Origin of the sequence: Klebsiella aerogenes KCTC 2190, assembly GCF_000215745.1 — a bacterium.
In the GTDB taxonomy this organism is placed as follows: domain Bacteria; phylum Pseudomonadota; class Gammaproteobacteria; order Enterobacterales; family Enterobacteriaceae; genus Klebsiella; species Klebsiella aerogenes.
On sequence record NC_015663.1, the window covers coordinates 2,575,361 to 2,596,157 of the forward strand.

A 20,797-nucleotide genomic window follows, 5' to 3' on the forward strand; every position below is an offset into this window, starting at 1 on the left:
CCTGCTTACGTTAAGCGCTGATAGACTTGCGCGGTTTGCGCGGCGATTTCCGGCCAGCGGTACTTCGGCATAAACTGGCTGTAATCCGCTTTTTCTCCTGCGACCCATTGTTGCAGTTTCTGCGTCAGACCCGGAACGTTGCCGACGGGAAAGTAGTCCGCTGGCGGCAGGCCAATTTCTAGGTTGGCCGGAATGTCGCTGACCACCACCGGCAGTGACCACGACATGGCCTCCAGCAGCGCGATCGGCAATCCTTCATGATAAGAGGGCAGCACGAATAGCCCGGCCTGCGAGAACAGCGTATGCAGCGGCGCGCCGCTGATAAAGCCTGTGAGGATGACGTTTGGCGTGGCGGTCGCCTGTTGCTTCAGGCGCTCGCTATATTCATCGGCGTGGTCGGCATCGCCAATGAGCACCAGCGGTACCGAACACCCGGCGGCGGCATAGGCGGCAACGAGATCGTGCAGTCCTTTCTCTTCGACAAAACGGGCCACGGCAACGATATACTGGCCCGGTTTTAGACCGTATTTATCGAGGATCTCTGCCTGCCGATCCGCAGGAGGCAGGTCGGCCTGACGCACGCCGTTGTAGATAACATGGGCGTTATGGCGGCCATGCTTGTGCTTAATCAGATTATTGATGACCTCGGAAATGACGATCACTTCATTGGCGTATTTCACCGCCCATTTTTCGCCAAGGCGCAGCATCTCTTTGGCCATCCGGCCCCATTTCTGCCGATCGTAATCCGGGCCATGATGGGTAAAGACGACGCGTTTTCCCAGCAGACGCAGCAACGGCACCACCAGGCCGGGGCCGACGGCGTGAACGTGAACCACGTTGGAGCCGTCGAATAAGGTACTGAACGCCGCCAGCGCCGAGTGAATAATAGCCTCGAATTTACGGCTTTTCGGCGCCCACAGACTCTTGAGTTTAACGCCCTGATATTCGCTGCGTCGGTAGTTCACATAGGGCGAGCGGGCGATCACGCAGACTTCCGCGCTGCCCTGGCGATAGATTTCCGGGTATAAATTCTGGCAGTGAGTTTCGACGCCGCCCTGCACATCGGGGATCCCGCGCGTGCCTAATACCGTGACGTTGATGGTCATTTTTTCTCCCCGACAAGTTGTTCATAAAGCGCCTGCAGCACCTGCATGTGGCGGGCGAGATCGTATTTTTCTTCCAGCCGCTGGCGGGCGTTAATTCCCATATTGCGGGCCAGCTCAGGGTCTGCAGCCAGTTTGTCCATCAGTTGCGCCAGCGCGTCGCTATTGCCGGGTTCAACCAGATAGCCGTCGACGCCGTCACGGATCTGTTCCGGGATACCGCCAATATTGCCGCCGATCACCGGGCGGCCAAAAGCCATGGCTTCGAGCACCGACATGGAGCAGTTTTCATAATATTCAGAGGGGACGACTACCGCTCGGGCCCCGCGAATAAGGTTATTCAGCTCCTCGCCGTGTTTCATATAGCCGAGGAACTGCGGGCCGTTGAAGCGCGCGCGTAGGTCTGCGCCCAATGGGCCATCGCCGACAATCTTAAGCGGCATCGCCTCCTGCATTTTTTGCTGCGCCTGCGCCAGAGTCGGTACGCCTTTTTCCCGGCTCAGACGGCCAATATAGAGAAAATAGTCGCCCGCAGTTTCGCCGGGGACGGTGCTATTGGCATCAATACCGTTGACGATCACTTCAATGCGGGCGTCGGGCAGCTTACGCAGCAGGGTCTGGCGCATAAACTCGCTTGGGGCGATGATACAGTCGAGCATGGCGTAATTTTTGGCGAACTTCTGCCAGTAGGCCTCCAACGATAGCAGCAGACTTTTGAAAGTATCGCCCTGCTGGCAGCGGTGACGAAAAGCGTTGATCACTGACCCGGTCAGACACTCTTCGCAGACATGACCATCGCGCAGCATGGTGTACGAAGGACAGACGATTTTGTAATCGTGGGCGGTGAGTACCGTTTTGCAGCCAAAGCGTTTCGCCACGCCGATAACGGCAGGCGTAAGCTGATGATAGATATTATGAAAATGAACAATATCCGGCCGCTCGCGCAACAAAAGCGTGTTGAGCTTCGCGCAGGCCTCGGCATTATAAATAAAGTCCACCCCAGCTTTGATTTTGCTCATCAGGCCGTGGCTGTCGTGGTAATCGACGTTATGGACGAAAAATTCCTCCCACGGCGACGGTTTATTTTCCGCGTGCAGCATGCTGAAGTCGACCACCTGGTAGCCGGCTTGCAGCATCGCGTCGCGTTCCTGAAAATAAACGGTTTCCGCGCCGCCTTTGATAAAGAAGAATTTGTTAACGAAGAGAATTTTCATTTTCAGTATCAATATGCTGTGGATTCGAGACGGTCACCGCCGGGCGTTTCATCGGATCGCGCACTGAATTAATCACCCCGCGCAGCAGCCCCGCTGAAAATAGCGATAAGTTAATCGCGCTCTGCACGCCATCGCGCAGCGATTTATTTTTAATGGCCTTCAGAGCGATAAACGCCAGCAGCGGCAGCAGGGCAATGGCGATAACCTTGCCATTGAAGGTCAGTAGACAAATCAGTAAAACCAGCAGATAGAGGGTGAAGAGCAGCTCATTACGTACAATCCGCAGCGCCGCCGGGAAATGGGCTTTACCCCAGCAGTTTCGGAGCAACTCGCCCGGCGCCCACAGAAAGCCGTTCTTCCAACGGTAGGCCAGCATTTTAAAGGTTGGCATGGTGTAAGAAGCGTGGCTAAAGTAGGGTGCCGCCAGGCGATGCAGTTTGTAACCTGCTGCTTGTAAACGAATGCCCAGCTCCGCTTCTTCGTAGCCGTGCAGGTTGAGGTTGGTCAGATAGCCGATTTTCGCGATCGCTTCACGACGATACAGGCCGCCGCCGCCCAGATGATCGGTGTCGCCCTGTGGATAGATCAGATGCAGGCGCTGCTTGCGCGATTTGAACTCATAGTTAGAGGCATCATCCATCTCGACGCTGCCGGCGACTCCCGCGTACTCCGGATGCGTTTCCAGGAATTCGACCGCGGTATCCAGAAAGCCCGGCTCCAGCTCCATATCGCCATCCAGCAGCAGCAGATAATCGCCTTCGCTATACAGCCAGCCCAGCTGGTGGCCGATACCGCAGCAGCGGTCGGCGGCGTTATCCAGACACACCACCATCGCGCCTTTCGCGATAGCCAGTTCGCGGGTGTTATCCGTTGATAAGCTGTCGGCGACGATGATTTGATGCGGGTACGGTTGCAGCTGTTTGCGCACGCTATCGATCGTTTTCTCGATGCCCTGCGCTTCGTTCAGGGTCTTGATGCTGACGGTAATGGATGGCGTTTTATTCATAGTGGGTACCGGAGTTAAGACGGACAGCGCGGTGGATGACAATCAGCGCCCCAAGGGATAACCATAATAAAAACTGTAGCATGGGAATGATCATCAGGATCTGGCTGTAGGGCAGGCTGAGCAGACAGCCGATAACAAAAACGTAGAACGCCGGCGCCGCGCTAAGGAGTTGCAGATCCTCAAGCTTGAGATCGTGGCGCGAAAAGGTCTCTTTCGGCCGCATGGCGACCAGGATTGAGGCGATGGTGCCAATGAACAGAATGATGCCGATAATCCCCACTTCCCACAGCAGCATGCTTAAGGCGGTGGAATCGAGGATCAGGTGATACCAGACGCCGATATAGCCCGGCGAGACGGTACTGCCGCTGTTGGTGGCGTTAAGGCCGTAACCAAACAGCATGCCGCCAGGACCAAATAGTTCGTTATGCTGCAGCCAGAAGAAGAGGGTGGTAAAACGCCCCAATTCGCCGCTGGGCATAATGTAGTTAGTATCAAAAATATAGCCCAGCGAATCGATAAACACCGACAGCGCGCTTTTGGTCGGGTCGCCGCCGAAGGCCGAGGAATAGTTGGAGGCCAACACGGTAATGGCGACAAAAATTAATAGCGCCATGCCGGCGGCGATGATCAGCAGCGATCGCAGGCTAACTTTACTCACGCCGCTTACGTAGCCGGGCAGGATCCATAGCAGGGCCAGCAGGAACGGCGATAGAAGAATGACGAATTTTACTTCCCCCACTACGCAGAGGAAGAAACCCAGCGCGATGTGGATCACCAGCGATTTAAATGAGCAGATGCCGTGCTTAAACTCTGACACTTTCATAAGCATGATCAGCAGACAGAACATCCCCATAGCCGCGGTGTTGCCGCCGCCCATCGGGTCGCCGCCGAAAGTGCCGACCACCGAGTCCCATTTCTCATCTTCGCCGCGAAATGCCACCCGTTTAGGCACCACGAAAATCACCTGATAGATAGCGACCGGGATCTGCGCATAGTAGATCCAGTAGAAAAGCCGCGTCAGACGGTACAGCTGTGATTCACTAAACATGCCCAACAGCATGCAGAACATCAGCAGCGAGAGCGCCAGCTCGTTTTTAAAGCCGACGATGGCGGTGACGACCCCTGACTGTAGTACCGTTGAGACCAGCCCGAGTACGATAAAGGTCAGATACAGCGCCAGTATTAGCTTTTCCCGCCCGGTGAGCGCCAGCGGCTGCGGGCGGCTCTGCATCAGGAGCAGCACCGCCATCACCAGCACCAGAAAAAATGGCAGCCACAGCACGGCCGCGATACCGGTGAAATACTGGACCGTACCGCAGAACACCAGCGTCATCAGGGCATAGGCTTCGAGATAGCGGCCGGTGTTTAGCTGCATATTTTCTGCTCCTGCAGCGAAAGCGTTTTCGCCCGCTGATTCATTTTGAGCAAAATGAACAAGTAACGCGCGAAGGTCAGAAACGAGAAGGCCAGCAGGGCGATTTCATAACTGACGCCAAAGTACGGCAAGGCGATGAAGGCGATGACGATAATCAGCAACTGCTCAATCTGAATACGCAAAAAGTAGCGTCGGGAGCCGAAGATCAGTTCGATCACCGTCAGCGGGCTGACCGCCAGCGCGGCGAACAGATAAGGCAGCATGTAGCGCGAGGTGGGGATCGAATTCAGCCACTCCTCGCTAAAGCCCAGGCGCATCACCAGCGGATAGAAAATCCAGATACCAAGGATGCACACCGCGGCGGCGCCCAGCAGCAGCAGGCGAACTTTTTTATATTCCGGATAGTTAAAGGTGCGGTTACGAAAATCCATCGACCATTTAGAAAAGATGGAGTTGCGCACGGCGTTACCGATAATCATCACCGGCGACAGGCAGAAACGGCTGACCACCGAAAAGTAGCCGGCGACCAGCGGCGAGAACCAGATGTTAATCAGCATCGTCGGCAGGTTATTACTGGCCATCGCCAGTACCTCGGCGCTGCCGACGCGGCTGATATGCTGCCAGTGCTCGCGTAAAAAACGTACATTCGTCGCAATCGAAAAGTGGCGCAACGTTAAGCTTTTGAAGTTAAACAGGCGAATCAGGCAGGCGACCAGCAGCAGCAGGATGCCGACCATCCACGCCAGATAAAACAGCGTTGGGTTGGGCATCACCAGCAGCGCAATAGCGACCACCAGCGACACCGCAATGCGCTGGAAGGTCAGGAAAGGATAGTTACCGCCGCGCAGGGAAAGGTTTTCCGCCACCAGCACCAGCGCATAGCCAAAGGTCAGCAAATAGAGAAACGCAATGTTAAGTTCGAAGATAAGCCCGGTGATGACCGCCCAAGGGAGGGCCATCAGCAGACTCTGCAGTAGGCAGAACACTACGTTTTGCCCAAGCTCGTGATCCTCCTGACGGGGGATTAGCAACTGCGAGGCAAAGGTACAGACCTGCGCGCCGATCAGTACATTGCTGTAGATCATCGCGTAATGGCCGACCTCCGCCATCCCATAGCGATGAGAGATAAGCCAGACCGAAAAGGCGCCGATCAGCTGCGAAAGCACCGATGAACTGGCGATGGATGAAATACTCTTAATCAGATTCATAGGCGCTATTTCGGAGCAATGAGTTCGTGCATCTGGCGCTCAAGCAGGCGTTTACCTTCCTGCGTTTCCAGGTGTTCTTCGCGCACCTGGTTAAGCACGCTCGCCACCCGGCTACTACCCGCGCTCTGCAGACGTTGTTCCGCTTTGCGGATCTGCGGAGCCTGCTCGCCGGCCTTCACCACCAGCAGAGTCATATCGCTTTGTGCCGCCAACAGCAGGCTATCCTGAGCCTGGTTCAGCGCCGGGGCGTCGATGATTAGCGTATCGTAAGTTTGATGCAACGTTGCCAGCAGCGCCGGCAGGCGTTCAGAGGTGAGCAACAGCAGCGAAGAGTCGTTGAGCTTGCCGCGGGGTATAAAGTCCAGTTGATCATCCAGTTTGACGACGGACTGCTCCGGCATGCACTCGCCGTTCAGCAATTGACTGAAGCCCTGTTTATGTTGAGGAAATTTCGCCGATAACCCCTGAGTCGCCAGGTAGTCGAGGTCAATCAGCAGCGTTTTACGCGATTTGCTGGCTGAGCAGGCCAGCAGTTCGGCAATATACGAACTGCCGGAGCGGGATTGTACCGAAGTCACCAGGATGGTGGCGGGTTTATCGCGCTTATTGAGCAACGCCAGCCGCAGGCTGTGGATCATATCGGCGTAGAGCACGTTATGGAAAATCTGCTGCGCGTTTTCCAGATGCGCCAGTAGCGGAAATTCGCCGCTGGCCTCGAGGGCGGTTTTCGCTTTGAGCTCGCTGAGGCTATTCACCGTTTTATCCAGCGCGGTACTGACTATCAGGTACATGATATACAGCGCCAGCGCCATCAGGGTAATCATCACGATCAACAGGCCGCGCTGGGGTTTAGATGGACGATCCGGCGGTACGGCGGCGTCGTAAATGACTTCATCCGGTACCGAGAAGGTCTCTGACAATTTCTGCTCGTTAGCGCGCTGGTACAGTGATTTATAAAGCTCTTCGGTTTTATTCAGCGCGGTGGTCATGGTGTTGTACTGGTCGCGCTTGGCGCCGAGCGCCTGGAAATCGGCCTTCTGATCGTTGAGCATTTTTTGGTAGTGCTGCTCATCGTCGAGGGCGATTTGATACTGCTGGCGCAGGCCGTTAAACAGCTCGCCCAATACCTGGCCGAGCTGGGCATTCACCGCCTGCAGCTGCGCCTGGGCCTGCAGATATTTCGGATGCTGCGGGCCGTAGTGTTTGGCCGCTTCGGAAAGATTGCGCCGGGTCTGGATGAGGGCAATGCGTAAATCCTGCACCTGCGGATGGCCGGAGATTTCCGGCAGCGAGATAATCTGCTCTACCGGTTTACCCTGCTGGCGGCGGACCTTGTCCCATACCGTCTGCGCTTTCAGACGACGCTGGGTGGCGTCGGCCAGATGGTTAATCACAATCCCCAGCCGCTCGGTCTCATAACCATCCATGCTGCGGAAGGTTAGTAATCCGTTCTGCTTGAGGAAGTTATCGATGTCCGCCTTCTGCTGATCCATTTTGGTTTTCAGGTCATCCATCATTTTTTCGTTCCAGCCCTGCGCCTGAAGCAAGGTGTTTTGCTTCTGCTGCAGGCTGTAATCGATGAAGGCCTGGGCGACGCCGTTGGCGATATCGGCGGCTTTCTGCGGTGATTTCGCTTCCATCGATACGGCAACCAGTTGGGTGGTGCGTACGCCGGAAATGGTCAGGCTTTTTTGCAGCGCCTGAATAGCATTATTAATACGCGCGGTTTCGTCGAGATTATCGCCGCCGTTAAATTCGCTATCCTGCTCCAGCTTTAATTTACGCACCGCGGCATCGAGCACTACTCGTGACCCCATTAACGCGTACTTGGTCTCGTAGTAATCGCTGCGCGTGGAATCGTAGTTTTCCAGTCGCGGCAGAGGAGAGACGTCCTGCGACTGCGCTTTGAACAGTACGGTAGCGGTCGCCGTGTAGCTGGAAGACATAAAGCGCGTCAGAATAAATGACGCCACGGCGGCGACAATCACCACCGCCAGGCACCAGATAAGCTTGTGCTTAATTTTGTTGAAATAAGGCGTGAAGTCGATAAAGCCTTCTTTCTTTTTCGCGTTTTCGACCAGTGAAATTGCCATATCAGAAGAAACTCATGCCAATAATGATGGTATCTCCTGCCTGCACGGCGGAGTCGGCGGCGACATTTTCCAGCAGCCTTCCGCCGCGGGCCTGTCGAATTTGAATATCATGACGATCGGCGCGGTCGGTGAAACCGCCGGCCAGGGCGATGGCTTTTTCCGCCGTTAAACCCGGCTCCCAGGCATAACCATCCGGTTTTTTCACTTCGCCGAGCAGATAAACTTTGCGGTATTCGGCGATGCTCACCGTGACCATCGGCGCCTGTAGGTAGTTACCGCGCAGTTTATCGGCGATTTCATTACTCACCTGTTCAGGCGTTTTGCCTTTTAACAGCAGCGATCCGATATAGGGGTAATCAATGCTGCCGCTATTATCGATTTTTACCCGCATCGTCAGATCCTGCTCCCCGGAGACCGCAATATTGACTTCATCGCCCTGGTCCAAAAGGTAGACGGCGTCCGGCGGCGTTTTAATGGTCTGCGGCGGCGTCGAACAGCCCGCCAGCAGTAGCGCCAGCAGCGGAAGCATCACCAGTGTCCTGTTTAAAAAGGTCATAGTTGTACCTGCGTCATAAAAATAATGGCCGAATCGTCGTAGCCCAGGGTGCGGTCAACCGCATGCGAGTAGTCCGGGCCAATATAAAAAGTGTCCGTATCTTTATTTGAGTGCATGGTGTTCCATTGCAGCTTCAGCTTAAAGTTAACCGATGGTCGGAAATCATAGTTAAAGGTCAGCGACAGCAGATTAGACTTATCTTTGCGCTTATTACTCTGATGCTTATAGTCTTCAGTGATATATGAATAATCGACCAGAGTTGAGAAACGATCCACCAGCCAGTGATGTTCATAGCCGACGCCGAAATTCGACACCAGGATATAGCCGCCGGAGTCGGTGGGGTCCTTGATGCGCTGGGAGCTGTGTAGGTTAACTTTCATTTGTTCCAGCGGTTTCCAGTCGGCGTTGATATCCCAGTTCAGGCCGTTAAAACCCTGTGAGTCCGGGTTATGGATAAAGTCTTTGTAGAGCCAGGCGACGTTACCGTTAATCTCCGTTTTACCCGACAGGCGATTCTTCATGCCGACCAGTAGATAATACTCATTGCTGTCTTTTAACGGATTCAGCTCGTAGCGGCGCTGGTTGGTGATAAAGCTATAGCGGTAGCGCAGCGTTTTGGCTTTCTGGTCAAACACTTCGGCCACCAGGCTGTTTTCATGCCACTCCTGATCGTGCATGTAATAGTTAAAGTCATCGCTGGCGTCTTTGATGCTGTCGAGGTCGCGAAAGCGCAATTGTTTATGCAGTAGCGCGACTTCAACTTTACCGCGCCCTTCCGGCGCGCCGTAGCTGTAACGCAGCTCGCTGTTAAAGAAGCGGGTGCCGATCGGCTTGTTGATGCCAAACTCTTTAAACTGCTCGGGCAAAAAGCCTTCGGTGGTGTCGCGGCCGCGCTCTTCATGACCCAGCGTCTCATCGAGATCCAGCGACAGCCCGTGCATGCTGCCAAATCGCCACTTGCCGTTAAACATAAAAAAATGGTTGTTGCGATTATCTGCGCTATCGTTGCCATAGTTGCGGTAATCGCCGGAATACATCAACAGGTAGCGGTCTTCATAACGTTCGCCGATAGCTTTGACGACAGGCTTAATATTCTGGTAGCTGGAGCCGATTTTATTTTGGTCGTAACGCTGCCAGGTCACGTTGTCATCGTAACCGATGTCATAACCCAACTGGCTCTCGAAATCGATGCCGGCAACCCCGGTATGCGGTTTTGCCTGCAGGTCTGCGTGTGCATAAGGCACAGACAGCAAACCGGCCAGAACGGCGAACCTAGAACGCATTTTTGCCAACAAAGCCCCGGAAGAAAGTCAAAAAGACGATTTTGAGATCGAGGAACAGCGACCACGACTGGATGTAGGCCAGGTCGTACTGAATTCGCTTCTCCATTTTGTCCAGTGTGTCGGTCTCACCGCGGAAGCCGTTAATCTGCGCAAGTCCGGTGATACCTGGTTTAACCTTATGGCGAATCATGTAGTTCTCCACCAGCACGCGATACTGCTCGTTATGCGCCACCGCGTGCGGGCGGGGACCGACGATCGACATCCGCCCCTGTAGCACGTTGAAAAACTGCGGCAGTTCATCCAGTGAGGTTTTACGCAAAAACGCGCCGAATTTGGTAATTCGCGGATCGTTGCGTGTCGCCTGAGTGACCACGGCGCTATTTTCCATGACCCGCATGGTTCTGAATTTCCAGACTTCTATTTGTTTACCGTTGAGGCCATAACGATTCTGTTTAAATAAAATCGGCCCCGGAGAGGTGAGCTTGATACCAATCGCCACAAACAACATCGCCGGCAGGCTAATTAAGGTAAAGAAAGAACCGAGAATGATATCTTCAATACGCTTGATGATTGCCCCTTCGCCATCAAAAGGCGAAGTGAAGATACTGATAGTTTGCAGATTGCCGAACATGCGCAGCTGGGAAATATGTGAGCTGTAAGAGAACAGGTCCGGTACCAGGAATACATCGACGGTTGTGTCAGAGAATTCATTGAGAAATTGCTTAATGCGCTGCTGTGCAACCATGGGGAGCGCGATATAAATTTCATCAACGTCGCCTGTCTTCGCCAGAGCCAGCAGATCGCGCGAGTTGCCTTTTCTTTCAATACTCATCAGCCGGCTATCTCGCTGGTTGTTGCGGTCTTCAAAATAGCTGATGATGATACCGCGTTGTGAGTACTCTTTTTGTAAAGCCTGCTCGATGGCCAGGCCCGCGGGCGTAATACCGAGAATCGCGACCCGTAACACCGAGTTAAACAGATAATGGGCAGTGATTGCCCGCACCACGAAGACAATGAGAAATATAAATATTGAGCATTTCGCCAGACTGGCGGCCAGCGGAATAAAATTAACGACTGATTGCGTATTAATTAACCACTCGGCGACGACGAAAAATAAGAATGAAACAATACTGCTAAGGCATACGCTTAAAATAAGCGCTGCTGATTTTGTGAAATAGTGCCCTTTAAATTGTCCTGAATACAAATGAAAATACTCATTAATTCTTATAAATACTAATGAATAGATAATTCCAACGAGCGCGGAAGCGGTTGTGGGTTCAGTATAAAAATATTTTAAATAGATAAAAATCAAAACGTTGACGGTGAGAAAGTCCAGTAGTTTTATCAACTTGCTATAACGGGAATGATAAATTTTTATATTGTTATCTGCCATTTTTTGCTCGTTTAAAATGAGTTATTTAAACATCGTTATGCTATTTTTTAAACTAACTGGAAAGCCTGATAATCATTCACATTTGCAATAAATGGTTATCAATCATCATTGTAGACTATGAGTTGAGTAGTGTCGACCAATCTCAGTTTAAAAATAAAACTGCTTTTTAATGTTCTTTATGAGACTTATTTAAGCGGTATAGAGGGGGATTAATACCGAAGTATTATTTGTTGATGAGCGTAAACGCAGAGAGGAATGCAAGGGACAGGGTTAATTGCAAGTGAAACAATCGGCGGCTGGAGAGTGAGAATTCTTAGCCCCCGGCCAACTCAAGATGCTGAGTCGCCGGGGCTCTGAAGGGGACCCGACTTTACTTGTACAGTTCCGCGCTCATCGTCATCTTATTCCCCATATGGGCGCTGGTGATTTTATAATCAGTCGCATTCAGCTCTTTCGCTTTTTTGGCAATCACCGCTTCAGCGGAGTCAAGGGTATTACCGGTTGCAGTCACGCTATGCGCGGAAGCGGTAAAGGCAAAAAGTGAAAGTGCGGCTGCGGAAAAAATAGTCGATACGGTTTTCATGTTCATAATCCTGTTAAGTTGTTTCGTTAACGTTGCCCGTTGCAACGTGATGGCGTAAAGGATAGGTCCCGCCCGTTGTCTGAAAAAGAGGGCAACGGGCAATAGACTTTTCTTCTTTTGTTCATAAAAGGAATGGCCTGGCCATTCCTGGCAACAATCAGGCGCTAAAGTTATTTTTCAACGCCTGCAGGCCGTCGCGATAAATACCGCTAAACAGCGCTTCGGCATCCGCGTCGCTGACGTTAACCGGCGTGAAGCTGCCGGACCACTCAACGCGGGTGATATTGCTGTCGGCAGTTGCCACTACCGCGATAGTGGAGAGGTAATCCACGACCGGGAACGGCGCCAGGATTATCGAGTAGCTATAGCTGCGCTGGCGGTTATCAAACGCTTCCAGACGTTCAATGACCGTGCCGCCATCGGATGTGGTCAGCGTACGCACGCGTCCCCCTTCGCTCACCACGCTTTTCGGGATGAACGGCAGCCAGTCGGGCAGCGAGTCAAAGCCGCCCATCAGTTGCCAAACCTGGTCGACAGAAGCCGGGATTTCGATAGATACAGTGGTAGTAGCCATTTTATTTCTCTCTTTATTTCAGATAATTAGAATTACATTGCCAGGGTGTCGACGACGCCGCCATCGACGCGCAGCGCCGCGCCAGTGGTGGCCGACGAGAGCGGCGAGGCGAGATATACCGCCAGGTTCGCCACTTCGTCGACGTCCGCCGCCCGCTGGATAATCGAGCTTGGGCGTGCGGTCTTCACAAATTCATCAGCCTGCTCACGCGGGCTGCGGCCAGATTGCGTAGCGGCTTCCGCCAGCATCTCCTGCAAACCTTCAGTGAAGGTGGGGCCAGGTAGAATGGCGTTAACGGTGACGCCGGTACCGGCGAGCCGTTTCGCCAGTCCGTGGGAGACCGCGAGGTTGGCGCTTTTGGTCACGCCGTAGTTGATCATGTCGGCAGGAATCGCGACGCCGGATTCCGAGGAGACGAAAATAATGCGTCCCCAGCCGTTATCGATCATCCCCTGCGCGTAGTGGCGCGACAGGCGCACGCCGGAAAGCACGTTGACGTTATAAAAGTGCAGCCACTCGCTATCCGGCACGCTAAAGAAATCTTTATCGTTAAAGATGCCGAGGTTGTTAACCACCACATCAGCATGCGGCTCGGCGGCGAGCAGCGCGCTGACGCCTTCTTCAGTGCTAAGGTCGGCGACCACCCCGCGCAGCTGCGCATCGGGGTATTCGGCATTAATCGCCGCTATGGCGGTATCAACACCGCGCCGTTGACGGCCGACGATGACCACGGTCGCGCCCGCCCTGGCAAGGCCTTTAGCGATGCCCAGTCCGATGCCGGAAGTGGAGCCGCTCACCACGGCGACTTTATGGGTTAGATCCAGTTTCATGTTGTCTCTCTTGTTTTAAGAGGGGCCCTGCGGCCCCGCTACAATTAACGAATCGGCAGCGGCGCGTTATCAGCCACCAGATTCTGGCTGCGCATCTCATCCCAGAAAGCGGCTGGGATGGTCGCTTTCAGCGCGGCCAGATCTTCCGCCATACGGCCCGGACGGCTGGAGCCTGGGATTACGGCGGCCACCGCCGGATGAGCCAGGGCAAACTGCAGCGCAGCGGCTTTCACATCCACCTGATGACGGGCGGCAATGGCCTTGATCTGCGCCACCTGCTGGTGGATCGCCGCAGAGGCTTTCTGGTATTCGAAGTGTTCACCGCCGGCGAGAACGCCCGAGCTGTAAGGGCCGCCGACGACAATATCGACATTCTGTTCCAGCGCTTCCGGCATCAGGCGCTGCAGGGCGCGTTTGTGGTCCAGCAGCGAGTAGCGGCCAGCCAGCAGGAACGCATCCGGCTTCGGCTCGTCGAGCGCTAAGGTCAATTCGCAAGGTTCGACGCGGTTCACGCCCAGCCCCCATGCCTTTATTACGCCTTCTTCACGCAGGCGGGTCAGCGCGCGGAAGGCGCCGGTACGGGCGATGTTGAACTGCTCCAGCCAGCTGTCGCCGTAGAAATCTTGCGCCGGATCGTGGATCCATACGATGTCGAGATGGTCGGTTTTCAGCCGTTTTAAACTGTCTTCAATAGAACGCAGGGTGGCGTCGGCCGAGTAGTCGTTGAGGATTTTGTTCTTCAGGCCGTATTCGAAAAGACCGCCTTTCTCACCAAAATCACGCGTCGCCGGGTCTTCCATTTCATCAAGCATGATGCGGCCGACTTTGCTGCTCAGAACGAACTGGTCGCGAGGGTATTGCGAGAGCGCTTCGCCCATCCGGATTTCAGAAAGACCGGATCCGTACAGCGGTGCGGTATCGAAGTAACGAACGCCCAGATCCCAGGCGGCGGCGACGGTGGCGTGCGCCTCGTCTTCCGGGATGTTACGGAACATGTTACCCAGCGGCGCGCCGCCTAAACCAATGTTGCCTGGCAGAATATGTTTGATGCTCATCTAAGATGTCCTCGATATTGGGTTCCCGTCTGGGAAGGGTTCTGTGCGGGCGATTTGTGCTGTCGCCCTGTGACGGAGATCACAATACCTTGCGGTGTTATGACTTGATAGGACATAATTCGTCTGACTTAAGTCCTTTGAGGTCTCACATGATTGATTTACGCCAGTTGAAGTACTTTGTGGTGGTAGCGGAAGAGGAGCATGTTGGCCGTGCCGCCGAACGCTTACATATTTCACAGTCGCCGCTCAGCCGCCAGATAGCCCAGCTGGAGGAGCGCCTAGGGCTGATGCTGTTTGAACGTAACCAGCAGCGTATTCGCCTGACGGCGGACGGGCAGACGTTTCTGGCTGAAACGCGCTCGTTGCTGACCCATGCCAACCGTCTCGAATCATTAGGTAAACGACTGGGGCGCGGCGAAGATGGCGGGTTGTGTATCGGTTATATCGAAAACGCCATGCACTCCGGCGTGCTTTCTACCGCGCTGCGCACCCTGCGAACGTCGCGCCCGGACGTGCATATTGCGCTGTATAGCCAGCCGCCCGCCACGCAGATTGAGGGCCTGCGCCAGCGCAGCCTGGACTTCTCGCTGGTGGACATGCCGCCTTCGGCGGGCGAACAGGATCTGGAGTATACCCAGGTGCTTGATGACCGGATGCTGCTGGCTTTGCCGCAGAATCATCCGCTGGCCGCGGCGGAAAACTTGCAGCCGGCGCAGCTGGCCGATCAGCAGTGGATCGCGGTTATCCATAACGACGATGCCCATTCGCGCGATGATTTTGTCGCCGCCTGTGTGCGTGCGGGCTTTAATCCGGATATTCGTCTGGAAGCCGGAGAGCCATTAACGGCCCTGGGGCTGGTGGCGGCGGGACTGGGCGTGGCGCTGATCCAGCACAGCCTGCGGCATAACGCCCCTGAGGGGGTCGTGCTGCGGGAAATTCCGTGGATGAGCTATTCGACCCAGCTGTGGGCGGTATGGCACAAAGCCAACCAGCGACCGCTGGTGATGCACTTCCGCGAGGTGCTACGCGGCGATAATAATTAGGAATATTCCTGGAATAGGGCGCGGCGGCAAGAAAATCCGCCGCGATCCCTGTCTGCGCAGGAAAATCATGTTACCGTCAAATATTGACCCTAAAATTATAAGACCTTCATGAAATTTCTATTATCTATCAGTTTATTAAGCTTCTTCCTTTCTCCGGCTTTCGCCGGCACAGCGGTAAAATTGTCCTGCTCTTTACGCAAAAATGTGACCATCTCGCGTTTCCATTACCAGCTATCGACCATGAAGTGGGGCGACCATTTCCAGGTGGCTTCCGGCATGCGTCAGGCGCAGACCAAAAATCATATTCCCTATCGGATAACCAGCTTTCGCAACGGCGACGATCTGGTCTTTTTCCCGGACAGTCAGGAGTATTTTTTCTTCTACTCGGGAATGGCGACGCCGGACCGCTGCGTGGTGGAGGAACACTACGAGTATCCGGTCACGCAGCTGCCGTATTATAAAAAGCCCGCTGCCTGAATCAGGATTGCTGCGACAGCAGTTTGCCGGCCATCGCCTGCTGGATAATCGGGATAGGGGTAAGTAAGTGCTCGCGCATGAGCGCGCTGGCTCGCTCGGCATCGCGCGCCAGAATGGCTTCCAGCAGCGTCTGGTGCTGGACATGTTTATCTTCCAGCATTTCTACCGACAGCACGGTAGTGCGCAGCCAGATGAAGCGGTAGCGTGCCGCCAGATCGAACAGCCGCTCGCGCATCTGCAGTAAATACTGCGAACCACAGCCGGCGACAATGGCGGTATGAAACGCCTGATGGCGCTGATCCCATTCATCGAGTAAGCGCTCACTTGCTTCGCTGGATTCCAGCTTATTAAGCAGATGCGCGCGAGCCAGCAGTTCGGCTTCCCACTCATCGCCGCCGCGCTCAATGGCGAGGCGCACCAGCATGGCTTCCATATTGGCGCGGGCATCGAAGATATCGAGGAGTTCCGCCTCGGACATCGAGGCGACGCGATAGCCTTTTTGATTGACCACCGTCACCAGCCGCTCGGCCACCAGCTGCGAGAGCGCTTCCCGCAGCGGACCGACGCCAAGCTCATAGCGCGACGTCAGCAGGCTCATACGCAGTTTTTCATCAGGCTGATAAACGCCGCGGATGATGTCGTTCTTCAACCAGCGGTATCCATCAATGGCCGTCGCTTGGGGAATGGCGGTCATAGTCTTGCTCCTGAATACATTTCCCGGCCTGCGCCGGAAACAGGGTTAACGCGTATTTTGTAGCGGCAGTTTTTGCCACAATAGCAGCTTTTTCCAGCGCGACATAATCGGCACCGTACAGATGATAGCGATCGCCAGCGCGCCGGTGGAAATGACCTCCAGCTGCTGCGCCGGACGGAACAGCATCACCACCAGTACGAAGGTGATAAAGGCGATAACCAGCCAGGTGAGCCACGGATAGAGCCACATCTTAAGGCGAATTTCACCGCCTTTCGCCAGCAGGATTTTGCGCATCCGCAACTGAGATACGGCAATGACCAGATAGACCAGCAGGGCGATGGCGCCGGAGCTATCGATGAGGAATTTAAAGACCTTCGCCGGGGCATAGTAGTTCACCACTACGGTTAAGAAGGCCGCGCCGGTGGAGAGCAGCACCGCCACATACGGCGTTTTACTGCGGTTGGTTTTGCCCATTATGGCTGGCGCATCGCCGCGGCGGCTCAGGGAATAGAGCATTCGCGAAGCGGTATACAGCGCCGAGTTCAGGCAGCTGGTCACCGACAGCAGGATCACGCCGTCCATAATCAGTTTGGCGTAGGGGATATGCAGTAACTCCAGTACCGAACGGTATGAACCGACGTTCTTCAGCCCCGGCATGTTCCACGGAATCAACGAGACGACCACGAAAATGGAGCACAGATAGAAGATAGAGATGCGCCAGATTACGGAATTTGTGGCGCGAACGATATGTTTATCCGGGGTATCCGATTCGGCGGCGGCAATGGTGACGATCTCCGCGCCCATAAATGAGAACATGGTAATAAGCATCGCGCTGAGCACCGCGCCGAAGCCGTTAGGCATAAAGCCGCCGTGATCCCACAGGCGCGAAATCCCGCTCACTTCGGCATACGGATAGAAGCCGGTGATGGCCACCGCGCCCAGCACGATAAAGGCCAGAATGGCGATAACTTTGCAGATAGCCAGCCAGAACTCGAATTCGCCGTAGTTTTTGACGCTCAGCAGATTACTGCCGGTGAGGGCAAGGGTGATGACCAGCGAGAATAGCCATACCGGTACGCCGGGGATCCACGAGTTGAGAATGATGGCGGCGATATTGGCTTCCAGGGGAATCACCAGGACCCAGAACCACCAGTATAGCCAGCCGATGGTATAACCCGCCCAGCGGCCGATCGCTTTGTCGGCGTAGGTCGAAAAGGAGCCCGTATCCGGGGTGGCGACGGCCATTTCGGCCAGCATACGCATAATCATCACCACCAATAACCCGGCGAACAGGTAGGAGAGCAGCACTGCCGGGCCCGCTTCGGCAATGGCGACGCTGGAACCGACAAATAAACTTGCGCCGATAACGCCGGCAATAGATAACATGGTGACGTGGCGTGATTTCAGCCCGCCCCCTAAATCATGTGATTGCGACAGTTGCCCCATCATTAACCCCTTTTATTGTTTTTTGGCACCGTTTGCCGGATGGCGATTGCGCCCAATCCGACCGACAGGCAACCGGACGGGGCGCGTGAGCGTCGCCATCCGGTGCAGGAGTGTTAGCCTTGTTTAGCTTCGTTAAAACAGTCGGCGATAATCTTCAGTCCCTGCGCGATCTGCGCATCTTCGATAGTCAGCGGCACCAGAATACGCAGCACGTTGTAGTACGGCCCGCAGGAGAGCAGGATCAGGCCTTTATCCCGCGCGCGGGCGACGATATCCGCCGTCAGTTTGGCGTTGGGTTTGCTGTGATCGCCCTCTTCAAAGAGTTCAATGGCGATCATCGCCCCCAGGCCGCGGACGTCGCCGATTTCGCGATGTGTTTCGGCGATATTGAGCAGGCCTTTACGCAGCTTGTCGCCGAGCTGATTGGCTTTTTCCAACAGGTTTTCCTGTTCGAAAACCTTGAGTACCGCCAGCGCGGCGGCGCAGGCAATCGGGTTGCCGGCATAGGTGCCGCCCAATCCGCCCGGCGCGATGGCGTCCATGACTTCCGCCCGTCCGGTGACGCCCGCCAGCGGGAAACCGCCGGCGATGGATTTGGCAAAGGTGGTGATATCCGGCGCCACGCCCATCTGCTCCATCGCGAATAGCGTGCCGGTACGGCCAGCGCCGCTCTGGACTTCATCGGCGATCAGCATGATGCCGTGCTCGTCACACAGCGCGCGCAGGCGCTGCATAAAGGCCGGGGAGGCGGCGTAGAAACCGCCTTCGCCCTGGACGGGTTCGATGACGATAGCGGCGATATCTTCCGGCGCGGCGTCATTTTTGAAGATGCGATGGATGCTGGCGATCGCGTCATCATCGCTGATACCGTGCAGCGCGCACGGGTAGAGCGCGCGATAAACGTGGCCCGGCATTAACCCCATGCCCGCGGAGTAAGGGTTCACTTTACCGGTTAACGAGAGGGTGTAATGGGTACGGCCATGATAGGCGCCGGTAAAGGCGATGGTGCCGCTACGCCCGGTCGCCGCGCGGGCGATTTTGACCGCGTTTTCCACCGCTTCCGAACCGGTGGTCACCAGCAGGGTTTTCTTGGCGAAATCGCCGGGCACTTTCTGGTTCATCATTTCGCACAGCTGCAGGTAGGGCTCGTAGGCCAGCACCTGGAAGCAGGTGTGGGTCAGCTTCTTCAACTGGCCTTCCACCGCGGCGATCACCTCAGGGTGCAGGTGGCCGGTGTTCAGCACCGCGATACCGCCGGCGAAATCGAGATATTCACGGCCTTCAACGTCCCATACCCGGCAGTTCTCCGCACGGTCGGCAAAGATAGGGTGAATTTGTCCGACGCCGCGCGGCACCGCGTCGCTACGGCGCTGCATTAACGCTTTATTGCTGGTCATGTCCTGCTCTCCTGTTAAAGGCCGATACACATATATTTGATTTCTAAATAATCTTCGATGCCGTACTTCGAACCTTCGCGGCCCAGACCGGAGGCTTTAATGCCGCCGAATGGCGCGACTTCGTTGGAAATAATGCCGGTATTGATGCCAACGATGCCGTACTCCAGCGCTTCGCCGACACGGAAGACGCGGCTCAGGTCGCGGGCGTAGAAATAGGCGGCGAGGCCGAATTCGGTATCGTTGGCCTGGGCAATGACATCGGCTTCATCTTTAAAGCGGAACAGCGGCGCCAGCGGGCCGAAGGTCTCTTCTTTCGCCACTTTGGCGCTGCTCGGGACGTTGACCAGGATGGTGGGCTGGAAGAAGTTGCCGCCCAGCGCGTGCGGTTTGCCGCCGGTGACGATGCGCGCGCCTTTCGCAAGGGCGTCGGCAATATGTTCTTCGACCTTAGCTACCGCTTTATCATCGATCAGCGGGCCGGTGGTGACCCCGTCCTGCAGGCCGTCGCCGATGCGCAGCTTTTCCACCGCCTGCTGCAGTTTCTCGGCGAAACGGTCATAGACGCCGTCCTGTACATACAGACGGTTGGCGCAGACGCAGGTCTGCCCGGCGTTGCGGAATTTCGACGCCAGCGCCCCTTCGACGGCTTTATCGAGGTCGGCGTCGTCAAAGACGATAAACGGCGCGTTGCCGCCGAGTTCTAACGACACTTTTTTGATGTCTTTCGCACACTGCTCCATCAGCTGGCGGCCAATTTCGGTGGAGCCGGTGAAGGAGAGCTTGCGTACCAGCGGGTTGCTGGTCAGTTCGTTGCCGACAGCCCCGGCAGAGCCGGTGACCACGTTAAATACCCCGGCGGGAATACCGGCGCGATTCGCCAGTTCGGCCAGCGCCAGCGCGGAAAACGGCGTCTGGCTCGCGGGTTTCAGAACCATGGTGCAGCCGGCGGCCAGCGCCGGGCCCGCTTTACGGGTGATCATCGCCGCCGGGAAGTTCCACGGGGTGATGGCGGCGGTAACGCCGATGGGCTGCTTGATGACGATCAGGCGCTTGTCGGCCTGATGGCCGGGAATGGTATCGCCGTAAATGCGCTTACCTTCTTCGGCGAACCACTCAATAAAGGAGGCGGCGTAGCTGATTTCGCCTTTGGCTTCCGCTAGCGGTTTCCCCTGTTCGAGGGTCATCAGACGGGCGAGATCGTCCTGGTTCTCCATCATAAGATCGAACCAGCGGCGCAGAAGCGTAGCGCGCTCTTTGGCGGTCAGGGCACGCCAGGCTGGCAGGGCGCGGTTGGCGGCTTCAATCGCTTCGCGGGTTTCGTCGGCGCCCATTTTCGGCACGCTACCCAGCTGCTGGCCGTTGGCGGGGTTGGTCACCGCAATCACGTCGCCGTTTTGCGCATCGCGCCACTGGCCATCAATTAGCGCCTGCTGGCGAAACAGAGTTGCATCTTTAAGTTGCATAATC

The 20,797-nt window shown here is 55.4% G+C and carries 19 protein-coding genes; 2 read left to right on the top strand and 17 right to left on the bottom strand.

The annotated features are described in order from the left end of the window. Positions 1-5: 5 nt before the first annotated feature. The 13 genes from EAE_RS12215 to EAE_RS12275 all read right to left on the bottom strand — a co-directional run bounded on the left by EAE_RS12215 (position 6) and on the right by EAE_RS12275 (position 14,273). Entirely contained in the window at positions 6-1,106 is a 1,101-nt protein-coding gene (locus EAE_RS12215; RefSeq protein ID WP_015704481.1) for a glycosyltransferase family 4 protein, read from the bottom strand. Next, complete coding sequence (locus EAE_RS12220; protein WP_015704482.1) at positions 1,103-2,317, bottom strand: glycosyltransferase family 4 protein; 1,215 nt, start codon at positions 2,315-2,317, stop codon at positions 1,103-1,105. Before EAE_RS12220 ends, EAE_RS12215 begins: the two co-directional genes overlap by 4 nt. Next, entirely contained in the window at positions 2,298-3,323 is a 1,026-nt protein-coding gene (locus EAE_RS12225; protein ID WP_015704483.1) for a glycosyltransferase family 2 protein, read from the bottom strand. Before EAE_RS12225 ends, EAE_RS12220 begins: the two co-directional genes overlap by 20 nt. Continuing rightward, positions 3,316-4,698 carry a capsular polysaccharide biosynthesis protein gene (locus EAE_RS12230; RefSeq protein ID WP_015704484.1) on the bottom strand — a complete coding sequence of 461 codons (1,383 nt, stop codon included), beginning with the start codon at positions 4,696-4,698 and terminating at the stop codon, positions 3,316-3,318. Before EAE_RS12230 ends, EAE_RS12225 begins: the two co-directional genes overlap by 8 nt. Next, positions 4,689-5,906: a lipopolysaccharide biosynthesis protein gene (locus EAE_RS12235; RefSeq protein WP_015704485.1), complete on the bottom strand. Its 1,218-nt coding sequence runs from the start codon at positions 5,904-5,906 to the stop codon at positions 4,689-4,691. Before EAE_RS12235 ends, EAE_RS12230 begins: the two co-directional genes overlap by 10 nt. Positions 5,907-5,911: 5 nt before the next feature. Beyond that, positions 5,912-7,999, bottom strand: coding sequence for a GumC family protein (locus EAE_RS12240; RefSeq protein ID WP_015704486.1), 2,088 nt, complete (start codon positions 7,997-7,999; stop codon positions 5,912-5,914). Between the two features lies 1 nt (position 8,000). Next, positions 8,001-8,555, bottom strand: coding sequence for a polysaccharide biosynthesis/export family protein (locus EAE_RS12245; protein WP_032707499.1), 555 nt, complete (start codon positions 8,553-8,555; stop codon positions 8,001-8,003). Further along, positions 8,552-9,838 carry an outer membrane beta-barrel protein gene (locus tag EAE_RS12250; protein WP_015704488.1) on the bottom strand — a complete coding sequence of 429 codons (1,287 nt, stop codon included), beginning with the start codon at positions 9,836-9,838 and terminating at the stop codon, positions 8,552-8,554. Before EAE_RS12250 ends, EAE_RS12245 begins: the two co-directional genes overlap by 4 nt. Then, positions 9,828-11,231 (bottom strand): undecaprenyl-phosphate glucose phosphotransferase, encoded by a 1,404-nt coding sequence (locus EAE_RS12255; protein WP_015704489.1) that lies wholly within the window; start codon positions 11,229-11,231, stop codon positions 9,828-9,830. The genes EAE_RS12250 and EAE_RS12255 overlap by 11 nt, the downstream gene beginning before the upstream one ends. A 370-nt stretch (positions 11,232-11,601) precedes the next feature. Next, complete coding sequence (locus tag EAE_RS12260; protein ID WP_015704490.1) at positions 11,602-11,814, bottom strand: YdgH/BhsA/McbA family protein; 213 nt, start codon at positions 11,812-11,814, stop codon at positions 11,602-11,604. 157 nt (positions 11,815-11,971) lie between these two features. Further along, on the bottom strand, positions 11,972-12,388 hold the full coding sequence (locus EAE_RS12265) for an SRPBCC family protein (protein WP_015704491.1): 417 nt from the start codon (positions 12,386-12,388) through the stop codon (positions 11,972-11,974). A 32-nt stretch (positions 12,389-12,420) separates the two neighbouring features. Continuing rightward, positions 12,421-13,218 (bottom strand): SDR family NAD(P)-dependent oxidoreductase, encoded by a 798-nt coding sequence (locus tag EAE_RS12270; RefSeq protein WP_015704492.1) that lies wholly within the window; start codon positions 13,216-13,218, stop codon positions 12,421-12,423. Positions 13,219-13,262: 44 nt separating this feature from the next. Beyond that, positions 13,263-14,273, bottom strand: a complete 1,011-nt coding sequence (locus EAE_RS12275) for an aldo/keto reductase (RefSeq protein ID WP_015704493.1) — start codon at positions 14,271-14,273, stop codon at positions 13,263-13,265. A 149-nt stretch (positions 14,274-14,422) separates the two neighbouring features. Here EAE_RS12275 and EAE_RS12280 point away from each other — a divergent pair, with 149 nt between their 5' ends. Next, positions 14,423-15,316 carry a LysR substrate-binding domain-containing protein gene (locus EAE_RS12280; RefSeq protein WP_015704494.1) on the top strand — a complete coding sequence of 298 codons (894 nt, stop codon included), beginning with the start codon at positions 14,423-14,425 and terminating at the stop codon, positions 15,314-15,316. Between the two features lie 108 nt (positions 15,317-15,424). After that, positions 15,425-15,793 (top strand): hypothetical protein, encoded by a 369-nt coding sequence (locus tag EAE_RS25230; protein WP_045361668.1) that lies wholly within the window; start codon positions 15,425-15,427, stop codon positions 15,791-15,793. Position 15,794: 1 nt separating this feature from the next. Here the strand turns inward: EAE_RS25230 and csiR are convergent, their stop codons facing one another. The 4 genes from csiR to gabD form a co-directional block, all read right to left on the bottom strand. Continuing rightward, the gene (csiR, locus tag EAE_RS12290; RefSeq protein ID WP_015368060.1) at positions 15,795-16,487 is read right to left on the bottom strand and encodes a DNA-binding transcriptional regulator CsiR; all 693 of its coding nucleotides are present in this window, start codon (positions 16,485-16,487) and stop codon (positions 15,795-15,797) included. Between the two features lie 45 nt (positions 16,488-16,532). After that, on the bottom strand, positions 16,533-17,933 hold the full coding sequence (gene gabP / locus EAE_RS12295; RefSeq protein ID WP_015704496.1) for a GABA permease: 1,401 nt from the start codon (positions 17,931-17,933) through the stop codon (positions 16,533-16,535). Positions 17,934-18,046: 113 nt separating this feature from the next. Continuing rightward, entirely contained in the window at positions 18,047-19,330 is a 1,284-nt protein-coding gene (gene gabT, locus EAE_RS12300) for a 4-aminobutyrate--2-oxoglutarate transaminase (RefSeq protein WP_015368062.1), read from the bottom strand. A gap of 14 nt (positions 19,331-19,344) precedes the next feature. Then, positions 19,345-20,793: an NADP-dependent succinate-semialdehyde dehydrogenase gene (gene gabD, locus EAE_RS12305; protein WP_015368063.1), complete on the bottom strand. Its 1,449-nt coding sequence runs from the start codon at positions 20,791-20,793 to the stop codon at positions 19,345-19,347. Between the last annotated feature and the right edge of the window lie 4 nt (positions 20,794-20,797).

What these genes read in the sequence shown, in the direction of transcription:
- EAE_RS12215 (WP_015704481.1), bottom strand. Translation starts at nt 1,106, where the DNA reads ATGACCATCAACGTCACGGTATTAGGCACGCGCGGGATCCCCGATGTG.
- EAE_RS12220 (WP_015704482.1), bottom strand. Translation starts at nt 2,317, where the DNA reads ATGAAAATTCTCTTCGTTAACAAATTCTTCTTTATCAAAGGCGGCGCG.
- EAE_RS12225 (WP_015704483.1), bottom strand. Translation starts at nt 3,323, where the DNA reads ATGAATAAAACGCCATCCATTACCGTCAGCATCAAGACCCTGAACGAA.
- EAE_RS12230 (WP_015704484.1), bottom strand. Translation starts at nt 4,698, where the DNA reads ATGCAGCTAAACACCGGCCGCTATCTCGAAGCCTATGCCCTGATGACG.
- EAE_RS12235 (WP_015704485.1), bottom strand. Translation starts at nt 5,906, where the DNA reads ATGAATCTGATTAAGAGTATTTCATCCATCGCCAGTTCATCGGTGCTT.
- EAE_RS12240 (WP_015704486.1), bottom strand. Translation starts at nt 7,999, where the DNA reads ATGGCAATTTCACTGGTCGAAAACGCGAAAAAGAAAGAAGGCTTTATC.
- EAE_RS12245 (WP_032707499.1), bottom strand. Translation starts at nt 8,555, where the DNA reads ATGACCTTTTTAAACAGGACACTGGTGATGCTTCCGCTGCTGGCGCTA.
- EAE_RS12250 (WP_015704488.1), bottom strand. Translation starts at nt 9,838, where the DNA reads ATGCGTTCTAGGTTCGCCGTTCTGGCCGGTTTGCTGTCTGTGCCTTAT.
- EAE_RS12255 (WP_015704489.1), bottom strand. Translation starts at nt 11,231, where the DNA reads ATGGCAGATAACAATATAAAAATTTATCATTCCCGTTATAGCAAGTTG.
- EAE_RS12260 (WP_015704490.1), bottom strand. Translation starts at nt 11,814, where the DNA reads ATGAAAACCGTATCGACTATTTTTTCCGCAGCCGCACTTTCACTTTTT.
- EAE_RS12265 (WP_015704491.1), bottom strand. Translation starts at nt 12,388, where the DNA reads ATGGCTACTACCACTGTATCTATCGAAATCCCGGCTTCTGTCGACCAG.
- EAE_RS12270 (WP_015704492.1), bottom strand. Translation starts at nt 13,218, where the DNA reads ATGAAACTGGATCTAACCCATAAAGTCGCCGTGGTGAGCGGCTCCACT.
- EAE_RS12275 (WP_015704493.1), bottom strand. Translation starts at nt 14,273, where the DNA reads ATGAGCATCAAACATATTCTGCCAGGCAACATTGGTTTAGGCGGCGCG.
- EAE_RS12280 (WP_015704494.1), top strand. Translation starts at nt 14,423, where the DNA reads ATGATTGATTTACGCCAGTTGAAGTACTTTGTGGTGGTAGCGGAAGAG.
- EAE_RS25230 (WP_045361668.1), top strand. Translation starts at nt 15,425, where the DNA reads ATGAAATTTCTATTATCTATCAGTTTATTAAGCTTCTTCCTTTCTCCG.
- csiR (WP_015368060.1), bottom strand. Translation starts at nt 16,487, where the DNA reads ATGACCGCCATTCCCCAAGCGACGGCCATTGATGGATACCGCTGGTTG.
- gabP (WP_015704496.1), bottom strand. Translation starts at nt 17,933, where the DNA reads ATGGGGCAACTGTCGCAATCACATGATTTAGGGGGCGGGCTGAAATCA.
- gabT (WP_015368062.1), bottom strand. Translation starts at nt 19,330, where the DNA reads ATGACCAGCAATAAAGCGTTAATGCAGCGCCGTAGCGACGCGGTGCCG.
- gabD (WP_015368063.1), bottom strand. Translation starts at nt 20,793, where the DNA reads ATGCAACTTAAAGATGCAACTCTGTTTCGCCAGCAGGCGCTAATTGAT.